We start from the raw sequence: 25,374 nt of genomic DNA, 5'->3' as shown, positions 1-25,374 counted from the left end.
CAGCATAAGCCCAGGCAAGGGCAACCGACACCCCAGGAGGCTACCGATGAGCGCCACCGACCATGGCCTGGCCAACGCCGAGGCCCTGGACCTTTCCGATATCGTCGATACCGAGCGATATCCCCTGCACCGGCCCGATGACCCGGGGCTGCTCAAAACCATCGAGACGGCCCGTGTCCACCTGGACCGCGAGGGATGCGCCGTGCTGCGCGGCTTCCTGCGAGAGGATCGCCTCGAGCGCGTTCGCGAGGAGAGCGCGCGGATGGCCGAGAAGAGTTTCTATAACACTCGCGAGGTCAATGCCTACTTCACCGCCGACGACCCCGAGCTGCCCGAGCGGGACCCTCGACGGCTGTTCATGACGCGCACCAGCGGCTTCGTGACCCGCGACATGATCACCGCCGACACCCTGATCCATCGGCTCTACGTCTCCCGCGCCATGAAGTTGCTGGTGCAGCGCTGCCTGGGCGAGCCGCGCATCTACGAGTACGCCGATCCCTATGCCGGATTGGTGCTCAATGTGCTGCCGGATGGCACCGAGCAGCCGTGGCATTACGACACCAACGAATTCATCGTCACCATGATGACTCAGCAGTCCGAGAACGGCGGAGTGTTCGAATACTGCCCCAACATCCGCACTCCCCGGGACGAGAACTATGACGGCGTCGGTGCGGTGATCCGCGGCGAGCGGACGGAGCGCGTTCAGCGGCTCGATCTACGACCGGGCGATCTGCAGTTGTTCAAGGGGCGTTTCAGCCTGCACCGGGTGACCCGCGTGGAAGGCGACACGCCGCGCCTGACGGCGATCTTCGCCTATTCCCGGGCGCCCGACGTGGTGGGCCGCCTGGAGCGAACTCGCCAGCTCTACGGTCGGGTCGCGGAGCAGCACATGCTGGCCGAGGAGCGCCGCGAAGAGCGCGCCGACGGCCTGATCGACTGAACCGGCCCGATAACATCGACGACAGACCGTGACCCTGAAACGAGGAGCCACCGATGCGAATGGACCTGGCGGCCATGGATATCCTGCCGCCCACCCATGATCCGGCCGAATGCGAGCCTTCCGCCGACGAGATTCCGCGCATCCTGCTGGATCGGCTCGGGCGGGTGCGCGCCGAACTGGCCAAGCGCGACATCACCGCCGCGGTGCTGTTCGACCCTGCTCATGTGCGCTATGCCACCGGTTCGCGCAACATGCAGGTCTACAGTTCGCGCAATCCCGCGCGCTATGCCTTCGTGCCCACCGAGGGGCCGGTGGTGCTGTTCGAATTCTCCGGCTGCGAGCACCTGGCCAGCCACCTGCCCACGGTGGACGAGATCCGGCCGGCCAAGGCGATTTCCTATTACTTCAACGAGAAGAACACCGAGGCGGTCACGCGCGCCTGGGCCGACGAGATCGTCGAATTGGCGCGCCAGTGTGGTGGCGGCGAACGCCTTGCCATCGAGAGCGCCACGCCGGAGGCGGCCTTCGAGTTGCAGCGTCGCGGCTATCGGGTGCTGGACGCCCAGGAGCCCCTGGAGATGGCGCGTGCCTACAAGGTGCCCAACGAGATCAAGATGGTCCGCTCATCGCTGCGCGCCGTGGAAGACGGCGTGCGCAAGCTGGAAGCCGCCATCGCGCCGGGCGTCAGCGAGAATGCCGTCTGGGCCAAGCTGCACGAGCATATCATCGCCACCGACGCCGACTTCGTCGAGACGCGCCTGATGAACTCCGGGCCACGCACTAATCCCTGGTTCCAGGAATGCTCCGACCGGCGCATTCAGCGCGGCGAACTGGTCGCCCTGGATACCGATGTGGTGGGGCGACACGGCTACTATGCCGACTTCTCGCGCACCTTCCTGTGCGGCGATGACGAAGCCAGCCCGGCGCAACGCGACCTCTACAAGTTGGCCTACGAACAGATCCGCACCAACATGGAAAACCTCAAGCCCGGGGTCAGCTTCAAGGAGTACGCCGAGCGCGCCTGGCGTATTCCGCCCTCCTACCGCGCACGACGCTATTTCGCCCTGGCGCACGGGGTGGGAATGAACGGCGAATACCCTTACATCGTTCATCGCGAGGACATCGATGACAAGGGTTACGACGGCGTCATTGCCCCGGGCATGACGCTTTGCGTGGAAAGCTTCATCGGCCACGAGGATGGCGGCGAGGGCGTCAAGCTCGAGGAACAGCTTTACGTTCGCGACGACGGCCGTGTCGAACTGCTGTCGGATTACCCCTTCGATCCCAGGCTGATCGGCTAGCTAAAGCGCCAAGCCATTCCCTTTTCTCATGGCAGGCATTCTCAATCCAGGGGAGGGGAAAGGCGGAGAGCTTGTTACTATCTAACTCCGATAGAATAACGTGATACCGGAGAGACAATTCATATGAAACTGCAGATGAAGAAAATCTCATCCGCCCTATTGGCCCTTGCCCTCATGCCGACAAGCCAGGGCCTCATGGCTCAGGACAAGAACCTGGTCATCGGCACTAATAACTGGGCCGAGAACATCGCCGTCGCCAATATGTGGAAGATTCTGCTGGAGGACGAGTACGGTTACGACGTCAAACTCTCCAATGTCAGCAAGAATGCGCTCTACGCGGCCATGTCCCAGGGCGACATCGACATCTCCATGGAGATCTGGCTGCCGATCACCGACAAGCCCTTCCTCGAGCCCTACAAGGACGAACTGCAGGTGCACGATGCCTGGTACGAGGGCACAGGACTGGGGCTGGTCGTTCCCAGCTACGTCGATGTCGACAGCATTGCGGAACTCAAGGAACGTGCGGATGACTTCGAGTATCAGGGCAGCCCCTCGATCCTGGGCATCGACAGCGGCTCCGCGATCGCCGGTTTGACCGACGACGCCATCGAGCAGTACGAACTGCCGATGTCGCAGGTCAACAGCTCCGGCCCCGCCATGATGGCGGCGCTCGACGGCGCCTACGCGAGCCAGGAACCCATCGTCGTGACCTTGTGGAGCCCGCACTGGGCCTTCGCCGAGTATGACCTCAAGTACCTCGAGGACCCCAAGGGCGTCTACGGCGAGAACGAAACCATCTACTGGTTCTCGCGCGGCGACTTCGCCAGCGACGACCCCTGGCTGACCGAGGTGTTGAACGCCTGGAAAATGGACGACGACAGCCTCGGTGGACTCATGGCGACCATCGAGGAAGTCGGCGACCCCGTCGAGGGTGCCCAGCAGTGGATCGATAACCACCGCGACACCATCGACCAGTGGTTGGCCGCGAGCGAGGCAGCCAACTGATCGATGCCTCCGAGCGAGCCACCGACAGCTCGCCAATCCAGCGGGCATGACAGCCCGGTATGCATGAGTCTCCATCTCGCAGGGCCGCGCCAGCACGCGGCCCTGTTTTTTGTGGAAATACTTCATCGAAGTTTACCCAGCTTTCTGGGTGACATACCGAACCGGCGTGCTAGGCTGGCATTAATCTATTATAAGAAAATTCCTGAGGCCAAGAATTCCTCAGTCAATTTTAGAGTCTTAGTAAGTTATGAAGTTTATGAGATGTGTTGTAAAGCGTTATGATAGATATGGAAGAAAAATATGGAATTGAGCTGTGATTGTGGAAATATAGAAATTTCCGTAACGAAGCCCGATCAGGTGACGGTATGCAACTGCGCTATTTGCAGCCGGTACCAATCCCTGTGGGGTTACTATTCACCAGGCGAAGTGAAGGTGAGAATGGGAGGAATGGGGGTGGATGCATATCGTCGTGGGGATAGGGAAATTGAGTTTGTCCGCTGTGCAAACTGTGGATGCGTGACCCACTACCGAACGCTGCCTGGTGATGATGATCCTTTGATGGCTGTTAACTTTCGTATGGCACACGAGGAATTGGAAAATGTTTCAGTGAGATACAATAACGGGAAAGATGCCTAGCCAGTTTTTTATAAGGAAATTGTTGGGGTTATATAATTCCTGGTTGTATTATATAAAAACCTAGGTGCTCGTAGTGTCAAAATGCTTCCAATGCAATTAAAGCCAGCGAGAGAGTGACCCAATGATTGTTGCCATTACTAAGTTTCAGTTGCCCAGTCCCATTACGCCGGCCGAGGCACAGCAAATGTTTCTGAGTACAGCTCCAACATATCAAGGGGTGCAGGGCCTTTTTCGTAAGCACTACATTCTATGGGAAGACAGAAAAACGGTCGGTGGAATTTATCTGTGGAACTCTAGAGCCGAAGCGGAAGCCTCGTATACGGAATGTTGGAAAGCTTTCGTAAGAGATAAGTATGGGGCTGAGCCGTCGGTCACATACTTCGATAGCCCCGTCTTGGTCGATAATATTGCCGGCGAAATCATTTCAGATGAATAGATTGGCTATGTTGTGGCATGGCTCATGGCCAGCAGTGCTGAGAACGATTCTATGGCGAGGATGAGGCCTAGGTGTTTCCAAGCCATACGGGAGGTGCTGTGGTGATCAAACAAGCGCCACTAGCCTCCGGCGATGTGCTGTCCATGGCCGATCCCTGGCCATGACTGTATAGCCCGACAGAAGTGTCGTGATCGTGGTCGGCAGGGGGAGCTTGCACCGAGAAAGGCCTGGGGGCTGGCTGGCCCGCAACGGCATTTATCGTAGGTCGAGGGCGTTGGTATCAACAGCAGTAGAGAGCGTGCCGTTGAGGCTTTCAATAAAAACCGACTTGACGGTTTGTTTTTAGCGATGCTATCTGTGTAGGAGGCCATACAACAACAAGCGTCTGAGAAGAGACCGTCATCATGAAGTGGCAGCAACGTAAAAGCTGGGAAACACGCTGTAAGCTACTGAATGCCGCGCTGACCTGCCTGGAACGCGATGGGTTCCATAGTTTTCGGCTGGATCGCGTCGCCAGTGAGGCCGGTGTATCGAAAGGGGCATTGACGCACCACTTTTCCAACAAGGACGACCTGTTGGTGCATGCCATCGAGAAGGTCCTGGATGAATTCGTCGATGCACTCGCTCGCGGTGTCGAAGAGTTTCACGATGACCATCTGACGCTGGATGGCTTTCTCGATCTCATGTGGCAGCACATGAGTGGGCAGTTATATATGGTTACGCTTGAAATCGCCCTGAAGGCGCGTCACGAGCCGGGCTTCAAGGACCTCTTGACTCCCCAGGTTCGACACTTCCACTCACGCATCGATGATATCTGGCAACAGCTTTTCCCCCACCTCTCACCCGAGAGGGCCAGTCATTTGATGAACCTTTCCATGAACCTGCTTCGTGGTATGGGGACTCAGAGCGTATTTCGTGAAGATTCCGAATACTTCAATGAGTTACTGAGAGCCTGGAAGGCCATGTTGCGACAGCAAGTCGCTTCCTGAAAGCGATAGTGAGCCATCGCTTTTCAGTTCGAAATTTCCTACCGACAACAATCTAAGACGGGAATCAAAACCATGCATGCCACTATGTTGATTGCTTATCTAATTTTGATGGTTCTGGCAGGAATCTACTTCTCGAAACGCAAAGTTCGTAATGATACCGACTTCCTCGTTGCAGGGCGTTCTCTACCTTTCTTTGTCGTGACGGGGACATTACTGGCCACCTTTGTTGGTTCTGGATCGGTAATTGGCGGTGCCAGCTTCGTCTTTCAGAACGGCCCGGGAGCCGCGATTTTCTTTTTCGCCGGCACGCCCATCGGGGCATTCATCATGTACTGGTTTCTGGCCAGGCGTATCCGGGACTCCGAGGCGACGACTATTCCCGAGTTGGTCGAGAGTCGGTACGGGAGCTTGGCGCGTACGGTCGCTTCATTGATCATATTGTTGGCTTATATCGGTATCGTTTCCTACCAGTTTCTGGGTGGTGGCTATGCGCTCAACATTGCCTTCGGCCTGCCGACCTGGCAGGGCACATTGATATCGGCGGGAATCATCACCCTGCTTGCTATGCTGGGTGGGCTGGTGTCGGTTGCCTACACAGACTTCATCAGCGCGATCATCATTTTTGTCAGCATGCTGATCGGGGTACCGATTGTCTTGAGTGAACTTGGTGGAGTGTCGGGCATGCTGGCAGCCTTGCCCAGCGAGCAGCGTACCCTGACCGGAGGACTCAGCGCATGGCAGGCGATCAGCTATTTCCTTCCCTTGTTTCTCCTGCTGCTTGGTGATCAGAACCTCTTCCAGCGTTTTGCCGCAGCTAAGGACTCTGGCACGGCTCGCCGCTCGGCAATGGGATTCATGGTCACAGGGTTTATCAGCATCGTGCTGATCGTGCTGCTGGTCAGTAGTACGCGCGTGCTGTTTCCCGATATCAATCCAGATACCGCCATGCTGGTCATGGCCCAGCAAGGATTGCCGACCGTGTTGGGAGCACTGCTGCTATCTTCGGTCGTGGCCCTCATCCTGACGACGGGTAATTCCTACTTGCTCTCGTCCTCGGCCAACCTGACCCAGGACATCATTACCGGCCTGTTCAAGGTTTCTATCCCGGCGGCGAAACGGCTGGTCTTCAACCGAATCAGTGTTACGGCACTGGGGATTGTCGCTTATGTCCTGGGTGCATTTTTCCCCAGTGTTCTGGCCATCCAGATGTACTCGTACGGCATGTACGGGGCTGCTATCACCCCGGCCTTGCTCGCCGCCTTGCTCTGGAAGCGCGCCACGTCTGCGGGAGGGCTGGCCGGCATGCTCACCGGAGGTGCGGTCACGCTGATCTGGGAAATTGGGTTAGGCAAACCGCTCGAGTGGAACAGCGTCCTGGTCGCCATGCCATTGGCCACGTTCGCGCTCGTTATTGTCAGCCTGCTGACACAACCTGCATCGAGCCACACGCAAACCACATAAGGATAAGGAGTTCTGAATGCTGATCATCAAGAATTGCCGCCTTTTCGATGGTCTCAGCGAGACCGTCAAGGACGACCAGAGCGTTGTGATCGAAGATGGCCGCATCAGTCACATCGTCGATGGTGTCGAGATGTCGGCCCACGCTGAGGTGATCGACGCTGCCGGTGCCACGCTGACCCCCGGGTTGATCGACGCGCACGTGCACGTACTTGCGGCATCGGCGAGTCTCAAGCAGGTCGACTTGATGGCGCCTTCCTATGTCGCACAGTTTGCCCATCACTCCCTGCGCGCCATGTTAAGGCGGGGCTTCACCAGCGTCAGGGATGCCGCCGGGGCCGATTACGGGCTTGCCCAGGCCGTTGAAGAAGGGCTGATCGACGGTCCTCGGCTATTTTACTGCGGCAAGGCCTTGAGCCAGACCGGAGGACATGGCGACTGGACACCATTCGAGGGTGGGTGCCTCTGCGGTTGCGGGGCGTCAACGAGTATTTCCCGAATCGCCGATGGCGTGGAAAATGTGCAGCACGCCGCTCGGGATGAGCTGCGCAAGGGGGCCAACCACATCAAGATCATGGCTGGCGGCGGGGTTGCCTCGCCCTCCGATCCAATTGATGTGTTGCAATACACAGAAGACGAGATCCGGGCGATCGTCTGGGAAGCCAAGGCATGGGGCAAGTATTGCCTGGCGCATGCCTATATTCCTGAAGCTATCTCTCGTTGCCTGGAATATGGGGTGCGCTCGATAGAGCATGCTAATCTCATCGACAAATCCGCTTGCGAACTGGCCGCGCAACGCGAAGCGTTCATTGTCCCTACCGTCAGTACGTACGAAGCGCTGGCCAAGTATGGAAAGGAAATGGGGTTGCCCGCGGTTAGTTGCGCAAAGGTGGAGGACGTTCGCCAGCAGGGGCTGGATGCTCTGGAACTTCTCCGCGATAGCGGCGTTCAGGTAGGTTTGGGCAGTGACCTGCTCGGCGATATGCAGCGTTACCAGATGCGGGAATTCATGCTGCGCGGGGAAATCTTTTCACCTGTCGAAGTACTCAAGCAGGCTACATCAATCAATGCTCGCTTGCTTGATCGTGAAGGGGAGATTGGTGTGATCCGCCCCGGCGCACTTGCTGACCTCGCGCTCTGGGAAGGACAGCCCGATGAAGACCTCGGCGTGCTCGAGTATCCGGAGAAGACACTCAAGGCAGTCTTCAAGGAAGGGTGTCAGATAGCTTGGTAAATCATCGTTTTATGCAGCGAGCATCAAAAACCGAGCCATTAGGCTCGGTTTTTTTGACGCTTCGATTCCTGGATTTATGCTCAGAAGCGGTAGCTGATGCCGCCCATGATCACCAAGGGATCGATATCGACCGTGGTGTCGTAACTTGAGCCGCCGATGGTGGCTGTAGCATCCGTACCGATATCCATGTACCAGGCGGCAGCATTCAGTGCCCAGTGATCGTCAAGCAGGAGGTCGACGCCCAGTTGAGCGGCTACGCCCCAGGAGTCGTCCAGTTCCAGGCTTCCACCGTCGACCTTTTCATCTGAAAAGCGGGTGTAGTTGACCCCCACGCCAGCATAGGGCTGAACCGATGCATCCGTGCCCCCGAAGGGGTAGTACTGCAAGGTCAGTGTGGGCGGTAGATGCTTGGTCGAGGCGGAATTCACACCATCCAGCGCGATGTCATGTTCAAAGGGCTCGGCGGCCAGCAGCTCTACGCCCAATTTATCCATGAAACGGTAGCCAAGCGTGAAGCCAAATCCCTTGTCCTGGTCGACATCAACGCTGCTGACGCCGATGGCGTTGAAATTTCCGTTGTCGCTCTTGGGGTCGACCTTGACGATACCGACCCGCGTATAGATATCACCCTTCCCATAAGATGCCATTGCCGAAGAAGCGTATATCCCGCTGGCCAGGGCCAGAAAGACTGCAGACAATGCAGTGACGTTTTTCATGAGCCTTGCTCCCTAGACGATGTGGTGACTTGAGTTCCCTGAATAAAATCCATAAAGGCAAGATTTTGGCCTGGCCAATACCGATATTCATGACTTTATTCTTTGCCGGTTCCTCTGTCCTGAGGCAGGTTGTCGCATCCCTTATGTGGAGTGAGAAATGTTTTTATTAACTGTCTTTTTTAGCCACTTTTTGTTTACACTTTTTCATTATTAATGACTTCGAAGATGGTGGCCTTTGGTGTGCCAGTGACATCGTTGGTGGGCTGTGAAGTAGGCAGGGAGCCGGATACGGAAAACCACGATGGGGGAGGTGGAAAGCGGGGTGATGGGCTGGCGATGGGGTGTCGGGATGGAAGAACGTAAGCCGGTTAAGTATCTTGGTGGGCTCGTTCCACCCGATTCTGTATCCTGAGAGGCCGCATGAACCCTACCATCGAGCTGATGAAGTCCCACCGTTCGATCCGCCAGTTCACCGAGCAGCGGATTCCCCGCGAGACGCTGCTCGAGCTGATCCGTGCCGGCCAGGCAGCTGCCACGTCCAGCCATGTGCAGGCCTACAGCGTCATCCACGTAAAGAACTCGAGCAATCGCGAGCGGATCGCCGAGCTGGCCGGTGGTCAGGACTATATCGTCAGTTGCTCCGACTTCCTGATGTTCTGTGCCGACATGAAGCGGCCTACCGAGGCATCCGAGCGTACCGGTGCCGCTGTCACGCGAGGGACGACCGAGCAGTTGCTGGTGGCCAGCGTCGATACGGCGCTGATGGCGCAGAACGTGGCGCTTGCCGCCGAGTCCGAGGGCCTGGGAATCTGCTACATTGGCGGTATCCGCAACAATCCGGAAGCCATCAGTGACCTGCTGCGGCTGCCGAAGCACGTGTATCCGGTGTTCGGCATGTGCCTGGGCTACCCGAATAAGGAGAATTTCCCGGAGGTCAAACCACGCCTGCCAGTGGAGGCGATCCTCAAGGAAGACGTCTACACCGATGATACGGAAGAGGTTGCCGCCTTCGATGAATCCATGCGGCGCTATTACAGCCAGCGTAGTGTTGGACGCAAGGATTCCGACTGGTCCCACAACCTGACGCCGCTGTTCGAGACCAAGCTGCGTCCGCACATGCGCGACTTCCTGGTCGAACGTGGCTTCGAGATGAAGTGAGTCGCCAATCCTCTCCATGGCCAGCGACCCAACACTCGGTTGGGACGACGTCTCCTTCCTCGTAATTCACGAACCAGTCGCTTAGCTCGGCGCCCACTCCAACGGGGCGTCGAGCGAGCGTCGTGCGTGAAGCCCCCGATCCCGATTCGAGCACAAGAAACGGAGTGCCCGAACCTTCTCTCTCCACGAGAGTTGGCATGGGAGGCGCAAGGTGTATGGCGAGTGCTTCGCATCACCGGTTCCTCATCCATCTAAAAAGGGGAAAATCATGCAGACACTCCGGCAAAAGGTCGCCATCGTCACGGGAGCCAGTTCCGGTATCGGTCGTGCCACGGCGTTGCTGTTCGCCAGTGAAGGGGCGAAGGTCGTTCTTGGCGCGCGGCGTCAGTCAGAACTCGATGGGGTCGTGGAGAACATCAGGGCACTGGGCGGTGACGCCATTGCCGTGGTGGGTGACGTCCGGGAAGAAGCGTACGCCAAGGCGCTGGTCAATGCGGCCATCGGCCGATTCGGCGGCCTCGACATTGCCTTCAACAATGCTGGCACGATCGGACGAATGGCCCCCACCTCCGAGCTGACGCGCGACGACTGGAGCCAGGTGCTCGAAACGAACCTCACCGGGGCTTTTCTGGGCGCCAGACACCAGGTGCCGGCGCTGCTCGAGCGAGGCGGTGGCTCGCTGATCTTCACCTCGAGCTTCGTCGGCTACACGGCCAGCATACCCGGGATGTCGGCCTATGCGGCGAGCAAGGCCGGCCTCATCGGACTGGCCAAAACGCTGGCCGTCGAGCACGGCGCGCAGGGTCTGCGGGTCAACGCCATCCTCCCGGGCGGCGCGGATACGCCTGCCAACATGGTGAACGCACCGGATGCGACGCAGGAAGTGCGGGACTTCGTCGAAGGGCTGCATGCCCTCAAGCGGATCGCCAACCCCGAGGAAATTGCCAGGGCCGTGCTATTCCTGGCCTCCGAGGCCTCGAGTTTCGTGAGTGGCAGCGCGATGCTCGTAGACGGCGGATTGTCCATCAACAGGACCTGAGTATGCGTGTTGCGAGATTTTATTACGGGGCATTTGACCCTCACGCGACGTGAGGCGCCAGACTTCAGCCACGCGTGGAGGAGAGGAGATAAAGCATGCTGTTACGTGTCGGTGAACTGGCCAAACGCACCGGGCTGACCGTCCGGACGTTGCACCATTACGACGACATCGGCCTGCTCAAGCCCTCCACGCGTTCCGACGCCGGTTATCGGCTCTATCGACGCCAGGATGTCGCGCGCCTGCATCGCATACAGGCGCTGCGTTCCCTGGGCATGTCGCTGGCCGAGATCGGCACCTTGCTCGACCAGCCGTCTCCACCGCTGTCGACCGTCATCGAACGACAGATACGCCTGCTGGAACGACAGATCGCGCAGAAGAATCAGTTGCGTGATCGTCTGGCGAATCTGCATCGCCAGGTCGTGAACGGCGAGGAACCGGCAATGGACGACTGGCTGAAAACACTGGAGTTGATGACGATGTACGACCGCTACTTTTCCCCGGAGGAGCTCGACCGATTGCCGCTCTACCAGGCCGACAACGCACGCTGGGCGGAATGGCAAGACCTGGTCAAGGAAGCCGAAACGCTGCAGCAGCAGGGCACCTCTCCCGCATCACCCGAGGCGCGGGACCTGGCGATGCGCTGGATGGAGAAACTCGAGCGTGATACCGCCGGCGACCCGGCCCTGCTCGAAAAGCTGAATACCATGCATGCCAACGAGCCTGACGCCCAGGAGCAACTGGGAATTCCCAAGAGGGTGTCGGATTTCGTGATGCAGGCATTCGCCGAGTACAAGCTGACCTTCTATCGACGCTATCTCTCGGATGCGGAGTTCGATGTCATGCGGGAGAACTACCCGCAGTGCATGCATGAGTGGCCGCCCTTGATGGCCCGGCTGCGTCAGTTGCTGGAGCAGGGCACGCGCCCGGAGGAACTGGCCGCGCAACAACTGGCCCGGGAATGGCTGGCCTTGCTGCAACGCTTTGCCGGCGACGACCCGGCCACGCACCAGAAGATCCGGCAGGCCAATGAGCAGGAACCGGCACTGAAGGACAGTACCTGGATGAATGATCGCATGAAGGACTACCTAGGCCAGGCCGTCGCGAGTCTGACGGCGGGTTGAGGCCGCTACCCATGCCTTTTACGGCCAGACGCGCTTTCTTCGATCGCCCCTGGGCGTGGCGATGCAACGATGCCTGAGCTCAACGTAGGGTGGCGGCGACCCATCGCTCCAGACATGCCCTGGAGAGCGTCTGCGGCGCGTAGGAGAGGCGGTAGGTCAGCGGTGCCATGATGCCATCCAGCAAGGCTTCGACCGTGGGCAGGGGCGTCTCGCCCCGGGCCTCGGCGCGGGACAGGATCAGTCGCAGCTGGTCCTGCTGGGCCTGCAGGCAACGCTGGCGTTGTTCCGTGCTGGCGCTGCCCAGGGTATCCGCCAGCATCTGTTGACCAGGAGTGGAGCGCATTTCCTCCATGTATACCCCAGCCCAGGCCATCAGATCGCCCTCCAGCGAGCCGGTATCCGCTACGGGGGCATCGGGCTGGAGCCGCTCGGCGGCCACGTCGGCCAGCAACTCCTTCAGGTTGCCCCAGCGACGATAGATCGTGGAAGGCGTCACGCCCGCTCGTTCGGCAACCTGCGGGACGGTGAGCTTGTCCCGTGGCACTTCCTCGTCCAGTGCCTGCACCGCTTCGTGTACGGCTCGTTGCACCCGGGCGCTGCGCCCGCCCGGCCTGACCGCTGATTTTTCGCCCATAATTCCTCTAACGCAAAATATTTGCTTTAAGGGTCTTTAGGTCCTAGTCTCCAGCATATCGCAAATTCTTTGCTTTAAGGAACGTCCATGGCCCTGCCACTCGAGGCGACGGTGGAGAACGCCGGCCCGTCGCGCCAACTGCTCTTCTATACGCTGGTGCTGGTCGCCTTCCTGGCGGCTTCCGGCGTGCCGACGCCGCTGTATCCGCTCTACCAGGCCAGCTGGCATTTCTCCACGCCCATGCTGACCCTGGCATTCGCTCTCTACATGTTCACTTTGCTGTTGGCCCTGCTGACGACTGGCAAGCTCTCCGAATATATGGGCCGGCGGCCGGTGATTTTCATCGGGCTGGCGATCGAGATTGCCTCCATGCTCTGCTTTCTGGTGGCTCACGACCTCACCATCCTGCTGGTGGCTCGCGCGCTTCAGGGGTTGGCCACGGGGATCGCCACCAGCGCGCTGGGTGCCGCCATCATCGATACCGATCATCGACGTGGCCCCATCCTGGCGAGTGTCGCGCCTCTCGTCGGCATGGGGCTCGGCGCGCTGTGCTCGGGCGTGCTGGTGGACCTGGCGCCATATCCCATGCGCCTGGGCTTCATCCTGATGACGGCGATCTTCATCTGGCAACTGATCGGCCTGCGGGGAACCCGGGAAAGTGTCTCGCCACGTTTCGGGGCTCTGGCCTCACTGCGGCCGACGGCCCGTATCCCGGCGCCGGTGCGGCCTACCTTCCTACGCGTGATTCCCGCCTGCATCGCCTCTTGGTCGCTCGGTGGGTTCAGCCTTTCGCTGGGGCCGCTATTGGCCAGGCAGGTCTCCGGCATCGATACCTCCATGATCGGCGGCGCCATGGTCAGCCTGCTTTCGATGATGGGGGCCGTCGGCGTCTGGCGTCTGCGTCGTCAGGCGACGCGCCGCATCCTGCTGTTATCCAGCCTCCTGTTGCCGCTCGGGGTGAGCATCGTGCTGCTGGGCGTGGCGACCCATAGCACCCTAACCCTGCTGATAGGCTTTGCCATTGCCGGGCCAGGCTTTGGTGGCGGCTTCATGGGGGCCATGCGCGCCATCATGGCGCTGGCGCCTGATGGTGGACGCGCCTCCCTGATGGCCGTGCTCTACGTGGTCAGCTATCTCTCCGCCAGCCTGCCCGCCATGGTGGCCGGCATCGCCACTCAACATTTCGGGCTGGAGCCGACCGTCTACGGTTATGGCGCTTACGTCATCGGGCTGTCGCTGATGGCGCTGGTGGGGATGCTGAGCCAGAGACAAGCGACGGAGTGATATGTGACACACTGCTCCGCAGTGGATGTCGTCATGGGGTGCTACGCTGGCTGGGGTGATATCAGACCATTCATCAAGCAGATAGCGTTAATATGTCGATGGACTCCACCTTACCCCTTACCCCCGGAGAGACGTTCGCGATTCATTTTCCGACCTTTACTCCGCGCATCACCGTCGAGCCCGAAGGCAAGCTGACAGTGGAGATCGTGGCCGGAGATAATGCGGGATTTTCCGATACCGTCGAGTATGAAACCGTGGTGATTCGCGAGGATGTGCTGATGCTGTCCTGGCAGGAGCATATCGGCAGCACCATCGTGCATGTGCTGGATTTTGGTACTGATACGGCACACACGGCGGTTACCCCCGCGAAAGGAGGGTTCATGCGTTTGACGGGCCGGATTGAATGCTAGGCACCTCTGATCCGAGGGCATGCCTGTGAAAGCGCTTCTTGGAGATGCTCTTTAATAGAGTGAAACTGATACGGTTTTTTCGCCATTTTCTGATCCTGTTATGGTTCTGACTTTTCTGTCATCTTGGCCGCCTGGCAGGCACGCCTGCGGTGCCGCCTCGAGCGAGGCGGCGGGCCGGGGAGGGGCGGGTGAATACGCCCGTAATGATGGGCCGATATTCAGGGTGGTGAGTGGTTATCATGATGATATACGTTGCGTTTTTCCTGATCTTCGTGGGGGTGACGTTCGCGCTTTATCAGGTGTACAGCGTGCACTACGCGATCAACTTCGAGGACGAGGAGGAACGGCCGGAGCAGGTGAACCAGGCCCTGAAGACGCTGGCCGACGAGGCAGAAGGATGTGCCGACGGAGAGCCGTCATCGGGATTCGTGCAGTCGGTGCAGCGTATTTTCGGTGATGGCGTCGATGCACGATTGGTGCTGGCGGCAGTCGCGTCCGGCAGTCAGAAGGCCTTCGCGGAGCCGCTGTTGCGCCGTAGGGGAAGAGTCGAGACGAATGGCGAGCTGATCATCGCCCACCTACCATTCTGGAAGACGCGTCCGCCGGTTCGCTATCGGCGCGGGCCGGTGCTGGTGTTCATCATGGTCTGCAGCCTGCTGGCGCTGTTCTGGGGCGGGATGAGCATCATCACGCTGGCCTATCCGGTGGCCGTGCCGGCGCTTGCCTGGGCCAACAACCTGCTCGTGCTGACGGTGCTGGTCTATGCCTCGGCACTGTTGGCCTATGGAGCCTCGAAGCTTGATTTCTACCTTCACGATATCCAGCAGATCGGTCGACTGAACCGGCGTTTGAACGGCTCAGAAGGCGTCGATCAGCTTTCCTAGCGTCTCCATCGCTGCTTCGCTGCGCGGCGTCCAGGGGTGGCCGTAGCTCAGGCGCAGGCAGTGGCGAAAGCCCCGGGTGGCGGAGAAGATCGGACCCGGCGCCACGCTGATGCCTTGTTCCAGCGCCATGTGGAAAAGGCGTAGCGAATCCACTCGCTCGGGGAACTCGAACCACAGGAAGTAGCCGCCGGCCGGGCGAGTGGCCCGGGTCTCGGCCGGGAAGCATCGCGAGGCTGCGGCCAGCATCTGCCCCTGCTGGGTCTCCAGGGCATGGCGTAATTGGCGGAGGTGGCGGTCATAGCCACCGTGCTGTAGGTAGTCGGCGATGGCCGCCTGGGCCGGCACAGAGGGCGAGATGGTCGTCATCAACTTGAGGCGCGAGATGCGCTCCGCAAAGCGGCCGCCCGCTACCCAGCCGACCCGATAGCCCGGTGCCAGACTCTTCGAGAACGACCCGCAGTGAATGACCAGGCCTTCGTCGTCGAACTGCTTCACCGGCTTGGGTGGCGAGGTGCTGAAGTGCAGTTCCGCGTAGGCGTCGTCCTCGATCAGCGGCACCTGATGACGCTTGATCAAGGTGTAGAGCTCGCGCTTCTTCTCCTGGTCGAGACTGGCCCCCAGCGGGTTCTGCAGATGACTCATGAACCAGCAGGCCTTGATGGGCAGCCGAGCCAGGCTGTCCGCCAGCACCGTGAGATCGATACCCTCGCGGGGATGCACGGGAATTTCCACCGCCCGGAGCTTCAGGCGTTCCAGGATCTGCAGGCTGGCATAGAAGGCGGGGGACTCGATGGCGACCAGGTCCCCGGGCGAGGTGACGCATTGCAGCCCGAGGTTCAGCGCCTCCATGGCGCCGCTTGTGATCACCAGTTCGTCGGGCGGCAGCGGCATGCCCTTCAGCGTGTAGCGCAGCACGATCTGGCGGCGCAGGTCGGCATCACCCGCTGTCATGTCCTTGAGAACGTCGTCGCCGGACATCCCGCGCAGCCCCTTGGCCATGCTGCGAGCCAGGCGCGCGAGCGGGAAGAGATCCGGACTGGGGAAGGCCGAGCCGAACGGCACGGTCGCGGTGTCCTGGAGTGAGTCGAGCACCGAGAATGCCAGCTCGCTGACCGAGACGTCGGAGGCTTCCTGGCGACTCGGTGTCATCCTCGGTTCGTGCAGCACGCGCTGTGCCTGTTCGCGAACGTAATAGCCGGAACGTGATCGGGCCACGATCAGTCCGCGGTCTTCCAGCAGGTAATAAGCCTGAAAGACGGTGGAGGGGCTGATGCCGTACTGGCGGCTCGCCTGACGCACCGACGGAATCCGCTCGCCCGGCGCCAGCACCCCATTGCGAATCAACTCGGCGATCTCGTCGGCGAAGCGTTCGTAGCGTTTCATCGGTGGCCCGGCTTCTTCAGAGAGGCAATTTCACCATGGCCAACACGGCAGTGAAACCCTTGGAGCAGGAGCAGGCAGTTGTCGATCCCTGGCGCTGCTTCATTGGAGGTACATATCCTGGTCGGCTATGTTTTCGCCCACAAAGGGAGCGTCAGAGGGCACACGGCATAGCCGTACAGTGACGGCTACCGGTAGCAACTCGGCGTTTTCATCGAACGTAATGGCAGAACAACGCACGAGGTGACGCATGAAGGTCAAACGCATCATGGCCAACACGGCAACGGAAGACCTCGACAAGGCGGAGGCCTTCTACGGCGGCATCCTGGGCCTGGAGCGGCTCATGGATCACGGCTGGTTTCGCACCTACGGTTCAGAGGAACAGATGCGGGTCCAGGTAAGCTTTGGCGCCGAGGGTGGCTCGGGTACCGAGGTGCCCGACCTCTCCATCGAAGTCGATGATCTCGAGACGGCGCTGGCACGTTTCGAGGAAGCGAGCGTGCCCATCGAATACGGCCCCGTCAGCGAGCCCTGGGGCGTGCGGCGTTTCTACGTTCGCGATCCATTCGGCAAGCTCGTCAATATCTTGCAACATGAGTGAGCGCAACTGGCTTTCGGGCAGCGCATCGTCCCTCGCATCGGTTTGCCTCCATGACGGTTCTCACCCGCATCGGCCGGAGCGGAGCTGATATGCGTCAGTCGTCAGCCTTGAAGCATGTGCGCGTATCCCTGGCTTGCGACCCACAAGCCAAGGCCGAAACTGGCATGTGTGAAGAGGCTGCGAAGCCTGGCGACGCTCGGTCGAGGAGTCTTGCGAGCGGCGACTCCCATCCCCAGGCAAGGCTGCAGGATAAGCAAGGGAACGAGCACCGTAAGCACACCAAACACCAGTGGAGGTACGAGTGTCGTATGCTCGAGCCATTCCGCTCCTGCCAGCTCGAGAAATACAACGGCGAAAATGATCCCGATGAGATAGTGTGCAACCCACCCCAGCGCGGATTCGCCACGAACTCGCGTGCTTTTGTCGATAGGGCGATAGACGAGCTTGCCCTTGGGAAGATGCCCCACCCAGCGTCCTAGCATCGCGTAATTCAGCGAGGGAATGCCGAACAGACGACTTCGTAGCAGGGCGATGACATCCATGAAGAGGGTCGCGCCTACTCCAATGGGCAAAGCTTCTATCATCAGGTCGGTCATTGCAGATCTCCTGTTACCAGTAGTTCTTTTATTTCCAGGCACTCCAGGTAGACGCGACCTTGTCTTTGCGGGGCGCGATCATGGGTACCGAGACTCATCATGAGATTGGATTCCCTTGGGAAGTCGGCTGAGGTCGAATAAGCTACTACTTCAAGTCAACTTGAAGTCAAGTCGTATGCTGGACATCTCTGAACTCTCACGCGAAAGCGGGGTTCCCGCCTCGAAGCTGCGCTATTACGAGGAAGTCGGGCTTATTCGATCCATCGGGCGGAAAGGCCTGCGTCGTGTCTTTGAGCCCGATGTGCTGCCGCGTCTTGCGCTGATAGCGTTGGGGCAGGCTGCTGGGTTCTCGTTGGTCGAGATCCGCGAAATGCTTGGACAGGAGAAGGAGCCAAGCATCGACCGAAACATGCTGGCGGCCAAGGCAGACGCTGTGGATCGGCATATCAAGGAATTGAGCGCGCTGCGTGATGGCTTGCGTCATGCAGCGACCTGCACGGCTCCTAGCCATCTGGAATGCCCGACCTTTCAGCGCCTGATGAGGATCGCCTTGACGCGCCAGGGGATGCGAAAAAAGGTCCGTCCGACGCGGTAGTGAAAAGAAGGGACTTCTCGTGGTGAAAGCACATGCTGGCGGCCTCGCTGCCATCCCGCGGACATCTTGCGCTGCTATCGTCATGGCATTGGCGATGCATCGTCGCGTCGCGCGTTCCGCGCTTTACCGGGAGGAATCATGCACGAGTCGTCTCTGATCGCGTCATTGCAACACGCTGCCCGCGTTGCCGGTGGACATCTGCTGGAGGGTTATCATGCCGCCGGTGCCATCGACTTCGAAGCCAAGGGCGCCTCCGATTTCGTGACCGACTACGACCGCGCGGCGGAGCAGGCCATCATCGACAGCCTCCAACGTGCCCATCCTGGGCTGGCGTTCCTGGGCGAGGAAAGCGGCGCGACACCGTCCGCGTCCGGCGATACCACGGTGATCATCGATCCCCTGGATGGCACCAACAATTTCCTGCATCGGGTGCCTCACTTCTCGGTCTCCATCGCCGTGCGCCAGGGCCGTTCATTGACCCATGGCGTGGTCTATCAGCCGCTGCTGGACGAGATGTTGTGGGCGGTGGCGGGGGAAGGCGCGTATCGCAACGAGCAACGCATCGTCGTGCCGCCGGCCCGGGGCTTGCACGAGATGCTGGTCGCCACCTGCCTGCCTTATCACGACAAGGGTGACTGCTCGACCAGCCTGGCCCAACTGACGACGCTGATGCCCCGAGTTGCCGGCATCCGCGTGCCCGGCTCGGCGGCCCTCGAGGTCGCCTATGCTGGCCTAGGCCGCTTCGATGCCTTCTGGTCTGAGGGCGCTCGGCTCGAGTTGTGGGACGTCGCCGCCGGCATCGTCATCGCCCGCGAGGCCGGCTGCACGGTTACCGATCTTGCCGGTGACCCGACACCTGACGAGTGGGCCAGCCTGCTGGTGGCGCATTCCGAACGGCATGGCGAGTTGCTCGAGATACTGGCCGCCGGCGGACTCACTCGTACTTGTGCTGCCAGCCCTTGACCGCGATCTGCTCCTTGAGCAGCTCCAGCATGTCCACCAGCACCTGCTCGGTGATCTGTTCGGTCTGCGGGTCGGTGTGCAGCCAGGCATCGAAGCCGCTCTCGGCTAGTTGCTCCACCAGGGTGGAGAACTCCGTCGATTTCAGGCCTGCCAGGGCCTCGTCGACCAGATGGCAGGCCAGGTCGGAGAGCGAGGCCTCGAGCCCCTGGGCCAGTTGGCCACCCAGCGGCAGGCGCGTAATCCGCTTGAACTCCGGGCTCTCCGACAGGGTGCGGCCGACCAGCCCACGCACATAGCGCAGGATGTCGTCGCGGTTGTGTGTGTAGGTGTCTCCTGCCATGCCCTCCAGCCGCTGGCTGATCTCGCGGATCAGCGCCTGCTTGCGAGGCTCCACCACGCGCTCGATCACCGGTGCCGAGAGCCCGTCGCCGGCGCGCAGTTCCTGTTGCACGTTGTCGAGCATGCGGATGGCGATACGGTCGGTAAGCTCCTCGAGCAGGATGTCGTAGTACTTGGCGACCACGCTGTAGAGGTACCAGCGGCGCACGTCGATCAGGCCCATGCGTTGCAGGCGGTGCAGCAGCGAGATGACACGCAAAATACGCAGCAACCGAAAGCCGCCCAGCGGGATGCAGCCGAGCACGTCGTACCAGTGCACGAAGGGGTAGAAGAACCAGCGGTGGTAATGCCGCTCGGCGATGGCCACTGCCCAGCCCAGCAGCACGTCGAGCAGGAAGACGGCCACGAACGCCAGGTCGATGGTGAGGAAGTTGGCATGGATGTGTTCGTCGTAGGCACCGTGCAGGCCGGGCGCCACGGCCTCGAAGGCGGCGTTCAGCGGCGGCAGCAGGAAGAGGCTGTCGAACAGCAGCAGCGCCAGGTTGGCGATCACCAGCACGATGATGAGCAGATCCCACACCAGGTGGGCCCGTTCCAGGGCGGGTGAGGTCGTGCGGGTGGCGGGCATCTTTGCTCTCCTTATGCGGTGGCGGAACGTCCTTTCCTTCCCAGCCTAGAGTGCCTCGCCCAGACGATCCACGGCGGTGGCCAGCTTCTCGTCGATGATGTGGAGATACGCCGTCCAGTCGTCGACGTGGTGCAGCTCTGCCTTGCCGTCCGAGATGCCGCGCAGCACGACCAGCGGCACGTCGAAACGCGTGCAGGCGCGCAGGCAGGCGTAGCTCTCCATGTCTACCATATCGGCGTCGATGGTGTCGTAGGCTGCGCCCGAGACGATATCGGCGCCGGTCGACAGCGTCGCCTCGCGAATCCCGGCAATGCGCAGCGGCAAGGGGAGGGTGGCCGGCAGGTCGAGGAAGGGCGTGATGCCCGGTTCGAAGCCTAGCGGCGAGGCATCCATGTCGCGGTAAGCAACCGAAGTCGCCTGATAGACCTCGGTCTGCTCCAGCTCCCGGCTGCCCGCCGAGCCCAGCGACACCACCAGGTCCGGCAGCTGCCCGCATGCCTGCAGCTCCGCCAATGCAGCAGTGAGCTCCACCGCCGCCTCGACCGGACCCACGCCGGTCATAAAGGGAACGAAGCGCTCCCTGAGATGCGGGCCATATTCAGCATCCGCCGCCATCACGAAGAGAACCGAGCGACCGCCGAGGCTCGTCAGCGGCGCCGGTGTGCGTGGTGTATTGCTCATCCCGAGAGTCTCCCGCAGCCCGTCAATGCCACCATCATGGCGGGAGGCAGCGTTAGCGCCAAGCGCTGAGTAGCCTGGCTAGTGCTGGTTTGGGTATCCCGATTAGACAGACGTGGATTAATGGTTGAAGAGAAGTGTCTCCAAACGGTGACGTTCTGCATCCCTCCTTCTAGGCTGATGGATAAGCCAACCAGCAAGAGACCTGCCGATGGCCAATCACGCCGCTGGATCCCGCATCACCTTACACCCGCATACACGCAGGGTGCGGATATACCATCGCGACATTTTGCTCGCCGATACCCGAGACGGCATTGAGCTTCGCGAGAAAGGCTATCCACATCGACAGTATCTGCCGCAATTCGATGTGGATATGTCAAAACTCACCGTCTCCACGACCGTGACTCATTGCCCCTTTAAGGGCGACAGCACTTACTACTCGTTGCCCGATATCGCCGATGTGGCCTGGAGCTATGAGCATCCTATTGACGAGACGGCGGCCATTGCCGGCCGGTTGGCTTTTGAGAGCTGCGACTGTCCCCGATTATTTTTACTCGGAGGAGTAAAATTTTATGATCAAAGTTAAAGTAAATGATATGGAACGGGAATGGAGTGAAATTAATCCAAACTGGATCCATGATCAGATTAAGGGCCGTCAGCAGGCGGGGCAGTCAGTTTGTGTGATCGTCAAAATTAGGAGTGGTGATGTGAACGTTCTGCTATCCGCTGGTGATTGCCCTTCTTCAACTGGAGGAGGGGGAAGTCCCAATGTGCATGAACAAGAAGTTTTCGATTTTTGGGAGAGGGTCGGGATGAAAAAGGATCCTATAAATAGTGGGAATTTGGTTGCTTTTCTAAAGCAAGCGGAGCGAATATAGGTATTTTAATTAGGGGGTATAGCTATTGATACTATCTGAGCACATGGCCTTTGGGACTTGCTGTGCCGATTGTCTGGTGAGTTTATGTTGCCAGTTTTGCTCATGTCATGGCTTGGAAGTCGAAGTCTGAAGTGCTCCCCTGATTGCGCAACATTTGATGTGAATAAGTCTGGTAAGTTTTATGATTATATGAGAGTTTGTGATGGGGGATACATTGAAAAAAATTATCCAAAGGGCGCTGAGTGGAGAAAATGGGACTTGCATGTCCATACTCCTTTATCTGTATATCAGAATTATGGTGGGGATAGCGAGGAAACGTGGGAAAAATATATAAAAGATCTTGAGTCTTTGCCTCCTGAGTTTTCTGTAATCGGGGTTAATGATTACTTTTTTATTGACGGCTACAAGAGGCTGTTACATGAGAAGGAGTTTAATGGAAGGCTTGCTGGTTTAAGTCTTCTTCCAGTAGTGGAGTTTAGAATCGAGAAGTTTGCTGGGATCCAGTTTGGAAGTCTGAAGAGGATAAATCTTCACGTAATTTTTTCAGATGATGTGCCATGCGAAACTATACAGAGCCAATTTCTTAATACACTTGAGCAGAGCTACACATTAGAAACTGGAGGTGACTGGTCCCGTTCCATTACTCCTGAAAGCGTTGAAGAACTGGGAGCTACAATAAAGAGATCCGTGCCAAATGATCAGCTCCACAAGTATGGATCAGATTTATCTGAAGGGTTTAATAACCTTAATGTCAAAGAAGAGCGAATATTTGACGCCTTAAAGAAAGACTGTTTTTCTGGAAAATATTTGATTGCAATAGGTAAAACTGAGTGGGCGGAACTGAGGTGGAGTAAAGCATCGATAGCGACTAAAAAGTCTATAATTAATGATGCCGATATCGTATTTACTTCTGCAGAATCTGTAGAGAGTTTTATGGAGGCAAAATCTCAATTGACTAATCAAGGGGTAAATGACTTGCTTCTTGATTGTAGCGATGCACATGACTTTTCGTCTTCTGAAGACAAGGATCGCATAGGGAAATGCTTTACTTGGCTTAAGGCAGACCCAACTTTTGATGGTTTGAAGCAAGCGATAAACGAGCCGCAGGATAGAGTTTTTGTGGGTGGTTTTCCACCATTATTGGAAAGGGTTTCAAGAAATAAGACAAAGTATATAAAAAAATTAACCATCACCCAAGTTGAGGGATATTCTGATCAAAATAATGTCTGGTTCAAAGATGTTTGTATACCATTTAATAGTGAGCTAGTGGCCGTCATTGGCAATAAAGGTAGCGGCAAGAGTGCGATTGCTGACATACTTTCTCTTTGTTCTAATTACCATGATAATAATGATTTTTCTTTCTTGACACCTAATAAGTTTAGGATGAAAAATGGACGGTTGGCGAAAAGCTTTGAAGCGAAGGTTGCTTGGGAAAGCGGTAATGAAAACACGAAGAACTTAGATGAGTCTCCTGCGGATACCGATGTACTAGAAGTAAAATATTTGCCTCAAGGGCGTTTTGAAAGACTTACTAATGAAATTAGTTCTGCGTCTGAGTTTCAAGAAGAAATAGAAAGCGTTGTTTTTTCTCACATACCTGAGACAGAAAACCTAGGGGCGTTGTCATTTAAAGAGCTGATAGATAAAAAAACTGTGGCAGTGAATGAGGATATTGATGCATTAGCTTCAGATATTAGAAATATAAATTCAGTTATAATTGATTTGGAGCGAAAGGCGACACTGTCTTATAAGACAGAAGTCGAAAATAAGCTTAAAAAGAAGAAAGAAGAGCTTGAAGCACTGGAGGAGCCTACTCCAGTCTCCAATCCAAACGAAGATCCAGTTAAAAAGGAAAAGCATGAATCAATTAACAATAAAATTTCTAATATTAGGTCGGAGATTGAAGGGCTTGAAGGTTCGATTAAAAAATCCGAGATTAACAAAAAGAGTTCGATAAATAAAATTCAAAAGCTGAATAATGTAATTTCTTCTGTAAAGCAGAAGAAGAGCGAGTTTGCTAGTTTTATTGATGAAGTTGATGAAAAGTTGTCTGGGTTGGATGTTGATATAGAAAAGCTGATATCAGTAGAAGTGGATTTGTCACAAATGTACCAGCTTTTGGAGTTAGAGGAAAAAGAACTCGATGCCAGCAAGCTACTTTTAGGTGAAGTTGAACACAGTAATGCTGATGAAAGAGGGGGTATTGAAAAGTCGCTTTACGACACTCTTGAAGATAAAAAGAAATTATTGAAGATTGAGAAAGGTAAACTGGATTCGGAACAACAAGTATATCAAGAATATATCACAGCTAAAGAGAGTTGGGAGAAAGATAGGCAAGCTTTGCTTGGAACTTGGGAAACGCCAAATACAATTCATTTCTTTGAGTCAGAACTTGTTTATTTGAACGAAAGGCTGCCGAGTCAGATAGAGGAAGAGTATGAAAGGCGTAGAAATATAGCTCGAGAAATATTTGATAAAAAGCAGGAGGTTATAGGCGTTTACAAGAATGCTAGAAGTAAGCTGAATGAAATTATAGCCAAAAACTCGGGCACTTTGAAAAATTATAAGATAGAAGTTGATGCTTCGCTAGTTAAGTCATCGGGTTTTGTTTCTAGCTTTTTAGGATATATTCTTCAGAATAGAATGGGGTCATTCCATTCCAAGGGCGGAGGCGAGAAGGAGGTAAATGCATTAGCCAGTGAAATTGATTTTGATGATAAAGATAACGTTCTAGATTTCCTGAATAAATTGATGGAAGCGTTTAGATATGACAAAAGGCCAGGGCAAAATAACGTGCCCCGCGATATAGCCCAGCAAGTTAAAGACATGCAAGGCCTTTATGACTACTTGTTTTCATTGGATTTTCTTAGTTATAACTATCAACTCAAGCAGGGTGATAAAGAGCTGGAGCAACTATCTCCAGGTGAAAGGGGCGCTCTGCTTCTAGTGTTCTACCTTCTGTTAGATAATAATGATATTCCATTGATTATTGATCAACCAGAGGATAATCTTGACAACCATAGTGTCGCGACTGTTCTGGTACCATTTATTAGGGCAGCAAAACAGAAGCGACAGATTATTATGGTTACTCACAATCCCAATCTTGCTGTTGTCTCTGACGCTGAGCAAGTTATATATGTTGAACTGGATAAAGAGAATTTCTACACTTTCTCAACGTTGTCGGGAAGTATTGAAGATAAAGCCGTAAATCAAAAAATAGTTGAGGTGCTTGAAGGTGCTATGCCTGCGTTCAATACACGGAAACGCAAATATTATTGAAGTTATATTTGTGTATCCTGTAGCTGCGCCAGTTTCGACCTACATAACAATCGGCTGTACAGCGACCGATTTTCCGCTGCTTCGCGGTTCCAAACTGGCGCGTGAGCCGGGCATTATGTGAGGGCGGTATGAAAGACCGCTCATGGCCGAAAGCTGATCTCCTATGCGACTTACATAAGCGAGCCGCTGCCC

At 57.1% G+C, this 25,374-nt stretch carries 25 protein-coding genes; 19 read left to right on the top strand and 6 right to left on the bottom strand.

Annotation, left to right across the window (positions count from 1 at the left end; genetic code table 11):
* Positions 1 to 46: 46 nt before the first annotated feature.
* The 7 genes from FZZ93_RS09040 to FZZ93_RS09005 all read left to right on the top strand — a co-directional run bounded on the left by FZZ93_RS09040 (position 47) and on the right by FZZ93_RS09005 (position 7,999).
* On the top strand, positions 47 to 940 hold the full coding sequence (locus FZZ93_RS09040) for a HalD/BesD family halogenase (RefSeq protein WP_149321998.1): 894 nt from the start codon (positions 47 to 49) through the stop codon (positions 938 to 940).
* Between the two features lie 53 nt (positions 941 to 993).
* Complete coding sequence (locus FZZ93_RS09035; protein WP_149321997.1) at positions 994 to 2,241, top strand: M24 family metallopeptidase; 1,248 nt, start codon at positions 994 to 996, stop codon at positions 2,239 to 2,241.
* A gap of 135 nt (positions 2,242 to 2,376) precedes the next feature.
* A complete protein-coding gene (locus FZZ93_RS09030; RefSeq protein ID WP_149322049.1) occupies positions 2,377 to 3,246 on the top strand; it encodes a glycine betaine ABC transporter substrate-binding protein in 870 nt (289 codons plus the stop codon).
* 300 nt (positions 3,247 to 3,546) lie between these two features.
* Positions 3,547 to 3,882: a GFA family protein gene (locus FZZ93_RS18805; RefSeq protein ID WP_149321996.1), complete on the top strand. Its 336-nt coding sequence runs from the start codon at positions 3,547 to 3,549 to the stop codon at positions 3,880 to 3,882.
* 840 nt (positions 3,883 to 4,722) lie between these two features.
* Positions 4,723 to 5,307 carry a TetR/AcrR family transcriptional regulator gene (locus tag FZZ93_RS09015; protein ID WP_149321994.1) on the top strand — a complete coding sequence of 195 codons (585 nt, stop codon included), beginning with the start codon at positions 4,723 to 4,725 and terminating at the stop codon, positions 5,305 to 5,307.
* 72 nt (positions 5,308 to 5,379) lie between these two features.
* On the top strand, positions 5,380 to 6,768 hold the full coding sequence (locus FZZ93_RS09010) for a sodium:solute symporter family protein (protein WP_223111781.1): 1,389 nt from the start codon (positions 5,380 to 5,382) through the stop codon (positions 6,766 to 6,768).
* Positions 6,769 to 6,784: 16 nt separating this feature from the next.
* Complete coding sequence (locus tag FZZ93_RS09005; RefSeq protein ID WP_149321992.1) at positions 6,785 to 7,999, top strand: metal-dependent hydrolase family protein; 1,215 nt, start codon at positions 6,785 to 6,787, stop codon at positions 7,997 to 7,999.
* A gap of 80 nt (positions 8,000 to 8,079) precedes the next feature.
* On the opposite strand, the gene FZZ93_RS09000 is transcribed toward FZZ93_RS09005, so the two are convergent.
* A complete protein-coding gene (locus FZZ93_RS09000; RefSeq protein ID WP_149321991.1) occupies positions 8,080 to 8,715 on the bottom strand; it encodes an OmpW/AlkL family protein in 636 nt (211 codons plus the stop codon).
* 420 nt (positions 8,716 to 9,135) lie between these two features.
* Between FZZ93_RS09000 and nfsA the strand changes: the two genes are divergently transcribed.
* The 3 genes from nfsA (at position 9,136) to FZZ93_RS08985 (ending at position 12,033) form a co-directional block, all read left to right on the top strand.
* On the top strand, positions 9,136 to 9,873 hold the full coding sequence (gene nfsA / locus FZZ93_RS08995) for an oxygen-insensitive NADPH nitroreductase (RefSeq protein ID WP_149321990.1): 738 nt from the start codon (positions 9,136 to 9,138) through the stop codon (positions 9,871 to 9,873).
* A gap of 268 nt (positions 9,874 to 10,141) precedes the next feature.
* The gene (locus FZZ93_RS08990; protein ID WP_149321989.1) at positions 10,142 to 10,912 is read left to right on the top strand and encodes an SDR family oxidoreductase; all 771 of its coding nucleotides are present in this window, start codon (positions 10,142 to 10,144) and stop codon (positions 10,910 to 10,912) included.
* A 95-nt stretch (positions 10,913 to 11,007) separates the two neighbouring features.
* On the top strand, positions 11,008 to 12,033 hold the full coding sequence (locus tag FZZ93_RS08985) for a MerR family transcriptional regulator (RefSeq protein ID WP_149321988.1): 1,026 nt from the start codon (positions 11,008 to 11,010) through the stop codon (positions 12,031 to 12,033).
* A gap of 79 nt (positions 12,034 to 12,112) precedes the next feature.
* On the opposite strand, the gene FZZ93_RS08980 is transcribed toward FZZ93_RS08985, so the two are convergent.
* Positions 12,113 to 12,667 carry a TetR/AcrR family transcriptional regulator gene (locus FZZ93_RS08980; RefSeq protein WP_149321987.1) on the bottom strand — a complete coding sequence of 185 codons (555 nt, stop codon included), beginning with the start codon at positions 12,665 to 12,667 and terminating at the stop codon, positions 12,113 to 12,115.
* A gap of 87 nt (positions 12,668 to 12,754) precedes the next feature.
* Here FZZ93_RS08980 and FZZ93_RS08975 point away from each other — a divergent pair, with 87 nt between their 5' ends.
* The 3 genes from FZZ93_RS08975 (at position 12,755) to FZZ93_RS08965 (ending at position 15,245) form a co-directional block, all read left to right on the top strand.
* A complete protein-coding gene (locus FZZ93_RS08975; protein WP_149321986.1) occupies positions 12,755 to 13,951 on the top strand; it encodes an MFS transporter in 1,197 nt (398 codons plus the stop codon).
* A gap of 92 nt (positions 13,952 to 14,043) precedes the next feature.
* Positions 14,044 to 14,361 (top strand): MoaF-related domain-containing protein, encoded by a 318-nt coding sequence (locus FZZ93_RS08970; RefSeq protein WP_149321985.1) that lies wholly within the window; start codon positions 14,044 to 14,046, stop codon positions 14,359 to 14,361.
* Positions 14,362 to 14,600: 239 nt separating this feature from the next.
* Positions 14,601 to 15,245: a hypothetical protein gene (locus FZZ93_RS08965; RefSeq protein ID WP_149321984.1), complete on the top strand. Its 645-nt coding sequence runs from the start codon at positions 14,601 to 14,603 to the stop codon at positions 15,243 to 15,245.
* Here the strand turns inward: FZZ93_RS08965 and mapR are convergent.
* On the bottom strand, positions 15,219 to 16,628 hold the full coding sequence (mapR, locus tag FZZ93_RS08960; RefSeq protein ID WP_149321983.1) for a GntR family transcriptional regulator MpaR: 1,410 nt from the start codon (positions 16,626 to 16,628) through the stop codon (positions 15,219 to 15,221). The two genes, FZZ93_RS08965 and mapR, sit on opposite strands and share 27 nt — an antisense overlap.
* 247 nt (positions 16,629 to 16,875) lie before the next feature.
* Between mapR and FZZ93_RS08955 the strand changes: the two genes are divergently transcribed.
* The gene (locus FZZ93_RS08955) at positions 16,876 to 17,226 is read left to right on the top strand and encodes a VOC family protein (protein ID WP_149321982.1); all 351 of its coding nucleotides are present in this window, start codon (positions 16,876 to 16,878) and stop codon (positions 17,224 to 17,226) included.
* Positions 17,227 to 17,327: 101 nt separating this feature from the next.
* Here FZZ93_RS08955 and FZZ93_RS08950 read toward each other — a convergent pair whose 3' ends face one another.
* Positions 17,328 to 17,822 (bottom strand): DUF2938 domain-containing protein, encoded by a 495-nt coding sequence (locus FZZ93_RS08950; protein WP_149321981.1) that lies wholly within the window; start codon positions 17,820 to 17,822, stop codon positions 17,328 to 17,330.
* A gap of 175 nt (positions 17,823 to 17,997) precedes the next feature.
* Between FZZ93_RS08950 and FZZ93_RS08945 the strand changes: the two genes are divergently transcribed.
* Complete coding sequence (locus FZZ93_RS08945) at positions 17,998 to 18,417, top strand: helix-turn-helix domain-containing protein (protein ID WP_149321980.1); 420 nt, start codon at positions 17,998 to 18,000, stop codon at positions 18,415 to 18,417.
* 138 nt (positions 18,418 to 18,555) lie between these two features.
* On the top strand, positions 18,556 to 19,380 hold the full coding sequence (locus FZZ93_RS08940; RefSeq protein ID WP_149321979.1) for an inositol monophosphatase family protein: 825 nt from the start codon (positions 18,556 to 18,558) through the stop codon (positions 19,378 to 19,380).
* Here FZZ93_RS08940 and FZZ93_RS08935 read toward each other — a convergent pair.
* Together FZZ93_RS08935 and FZZ93_RS08930 are read right to left on the bottom strand one after the other, a co-directional pair.
* On the bottom strand, positions 19,352 to 20,347 hold the full coding sequence (locus tag FZZ93_RS08935; RefSeq protein ID WP_149321978.1) for an ion transporter: 996 nt from the start codon (positions 20,345 to 20,347) through the stop codon (positions 19,352 to 19,354). The genes FZZ93_RS08940 and FZZ93_RS08935 overlap by 29 nt on opposite strands.
* A 45-nt stretch (positions 20,348 to 20,392) precedes the next feature.
* Positions 20,393 to 21,028 (bottom strand): 5'-methylthioadenosine/S-adenosylhomocysteine nucleosidase, encoded by a 636-nt coding sequence (locus FZZ93_RS08930; RefSeq protein WP_149321977.1) that lies wholly within the window; start codon positions 21,026 to 21,028, stop codon positions 20,393 to 20,395.
* A gap of 208 nt (positions 21,029 to 21,236) precedes the next feature.
* On the opposite strand from FZZ93_RS08930, the gene FZZ93_RS08925 reads away from it, so the two are divergent.
* From FZZ93_RS08925 to FZZ93_RS08915, 3 genes are all read left to right on the top strand, one after another.
* The gene (locus FZZ93_RS08925) at positions 21,237 to 21,611 is read left to right on the top strand and encodes a DUF427 domain-containing protein (RefSeq protein WP_149321976.1); all 375 of its coding nucleotides are present in this window, start codon (positions 21,237 to 21,239) and stop codon (positions 21,609 to 21,611) included.
* Positions 21,598 to 21,903, top strand: a complete 306-nt coding sequence (locus FZZ93_RS08920) for a hypothetical protein (RefSeq protein WP_149321975.1) — start codon at positions 21,598 to 21,600, stop codon at positions 21,901 to 21,903. The genes FZZ93_RS08925 and FZZ93_RS08920 overlap by 14 nt, the downstream gene beginning before the upstream one ends.
* Positions 21,904 to 21,987: 84 nt before the next feature.
* A complete protein-coding gene (locus tag FZZ93_RS08915) occupies positions 21,988 to 25,182 on the top strand; it encodes a TrlF family AAA-like ATPase (protein ID WP_149321974.1) in 3,195 nt (1,064 codons plus the stop codon).
* Positions 25,183 to 25,374 lie beyond the last annotated feature (192 nt).

It is taken from the genome of Halomonas eurihalina (assembly GCF_008274785.1).
Lineage (GTDB): Bacteria > Pseudomonadota > Gammaproteobacteria > Pseudomonadales > Halomonadaceae > Halomonas > Halomonas eurihalina.
The sequence above is the reverse complement of the archived record's forward strand: the minus strand, read 5'-3'. Positions and strand labels throughout refer to the sequence as shown.

Coding starts and splice junctions, on each gene's coding strand:
- FZZ93_RS08950 (WP_149321981.1), bottom strand. CDS start 17,822: ATGACCGACCTGATGATAGAAGCTTTGCCCATTGGAGTAGGCGCGACC.
- FZZ93_RS09010 (WP_223111781.1), top strand. CDS start 5,380: ATGCATGCCACTATGTTGATTGCTTATCTAATTTTGATGGTTCTGGCA.
- FZZ93_RS08925 (WP_149321976.1), top strand. CDS start 21,237: ATGGCCAATCACGCCGCTGGATCCCGCATCACCTTACACCCGCATACA.
- FZZ93_RS08945 (WP_149321980.1), top strand. CDS start 17,998: ATGCTGGACATCTCTGAACTCTCACGCGAAAGCGGGGTTCCCGCCTCG.
- FZZ93_RS08965 (WP_149321984.1), top strand. CDS start 14,601: ATGATGATATACGTTGCGTTTTTCCTGATCTTCGTGGGGGTGACGTTC.
- FZZ93_RS08920 (WP_149321975.1), top strand. CDS start 21,598: ATGATCAAAGTTAAAGTAAATGATATGGAACGGGAATGGAGTGAAATT.
- FZZ93_RS08915 (WP_149321974.1), top strand. CDS start 21,988: ATGTTGCCAGTTTTGCTCATGTCATGGCTTGGAAGTCGAAGTCTGAAG.
- FZZ93_RS08985 (WP_149321988.1), top strand. CDS start 11,008: ATGCTGTTACGTGTCGGTGAACTGGCCAAACGCACCGGGCTGACCGTC.
- FZZ93_RS08975 (WP_149321986.1), top strand. CDS start 12,755: ATGGCCCTGCCACTCGAGGCGACGGTGGAGAACGCCGGCCCGTCGCGC.
- FZZ93_RS09015 (WP_149321994.1), top strand. CDS start 4,723: ATGAAGTGGCAGCAACGTAAAAGCTGGGAAACACGCTGTAAGCTACTG.
- FZZ93_RS09005 (WP_149321992.1), top strand. CDS start 6,785: ATGCTGATCATCAAGAATTGCCGCCTTTTCGATGGTCTCAGCGAGACC.
- FZZ93_RS08980 (WP_149321987.1), bottom strand. CDS start 12,667: ATGGGCGAAAAATCAGCGGTCAGGCCGGGCGGGCGCAGCGCCCGGGTG.
- FZZ93_RS09040 (WP_149321998.1), top strand. CDS start 47: ATGAGCGCCACCGACCATGGCCTGGCCAACGCCGAGGCCCTGGACCTT.
- FZZ93_RS08935 (WP_149321978.1), bottom strand. CDS start 20,347: ATGCCCGCCACCCGCACGACCTCACCCGCCCTGGAACGGGCCCACCTG.
- FZZ93_RS08955 (WP_149321982.1), top strand. CDS start 16,876: ATGAAGGTCAAACGCATCATGGCCAACACGGCAACGGAAGACCTCGAC.
- FZZ93_RS09000 (WP_149321991.1), bottom strand. CDS start 8,715: ATGAAAAACGTCACTGCATTGTCTGCAGTCTTTCTGGCCCTGGCCAGC.
- FZZ93_RS09035 (WP_149321997.1), top strand. CDS start 994: ATGCGAATGGACCTGGCGGCCATGGATATCCTGCCGCCCACCCATGAT.
- FZZ93_RS08930 (WP_149321977.1), bottom strand. CDS start 21,028: ATGAGCAATACACCACGCACACCGGCGCCGCTGACGAGCCTCGGCGGT.
- FZZ93_RS08970 (WP_149321985.1), top strand. CDS start 14,044: ATGTCGATGGACTCCACCTTACCCCTTACCCCCGGAGAGACGTTCGCG.
- FZZ93_RS08990 (WP_149321989.1), top strand. CDS start 10,142: ATGCAGACACTCCGGCAAAAGGTCGCCATCGTCACGGGAGCCAGTTCC.
- FZZ93_RS09030 (WP_149322049.1), top strand. CDS start 2,377: ATGAAGAAAATCTCATCCGCCCTATTGGCCCTTGCCCTCATGCCGACA.
- mapR (WP_149321983.1), bottom strand. CDS start 16,628: ATGAAACGCTACGAACGCTTCGCCGACGAGATCGCCGAGTTGATTCGC.
- FZZ93_RS08940 (WP_149321979.1), top strand. CDS start 18,556: ATGCACGAGTCGTCTCTGATCGCGTCATTGCAACACGCTGCCCGCGTT.
- FZZ93_RS18805 (WP_149321996.1), top strand. CDS start 3,547: ATGGAATTGAGCTGTGATTGTGGAAATATAGAAATTTCCGTAACGAAG.
- nfsA (WP_149321990.1), top strand. CDS start 9,136: ATGAACCCTACCATCGAGCTGATGAAGTCCCACCGTTCGATCCGCCAG.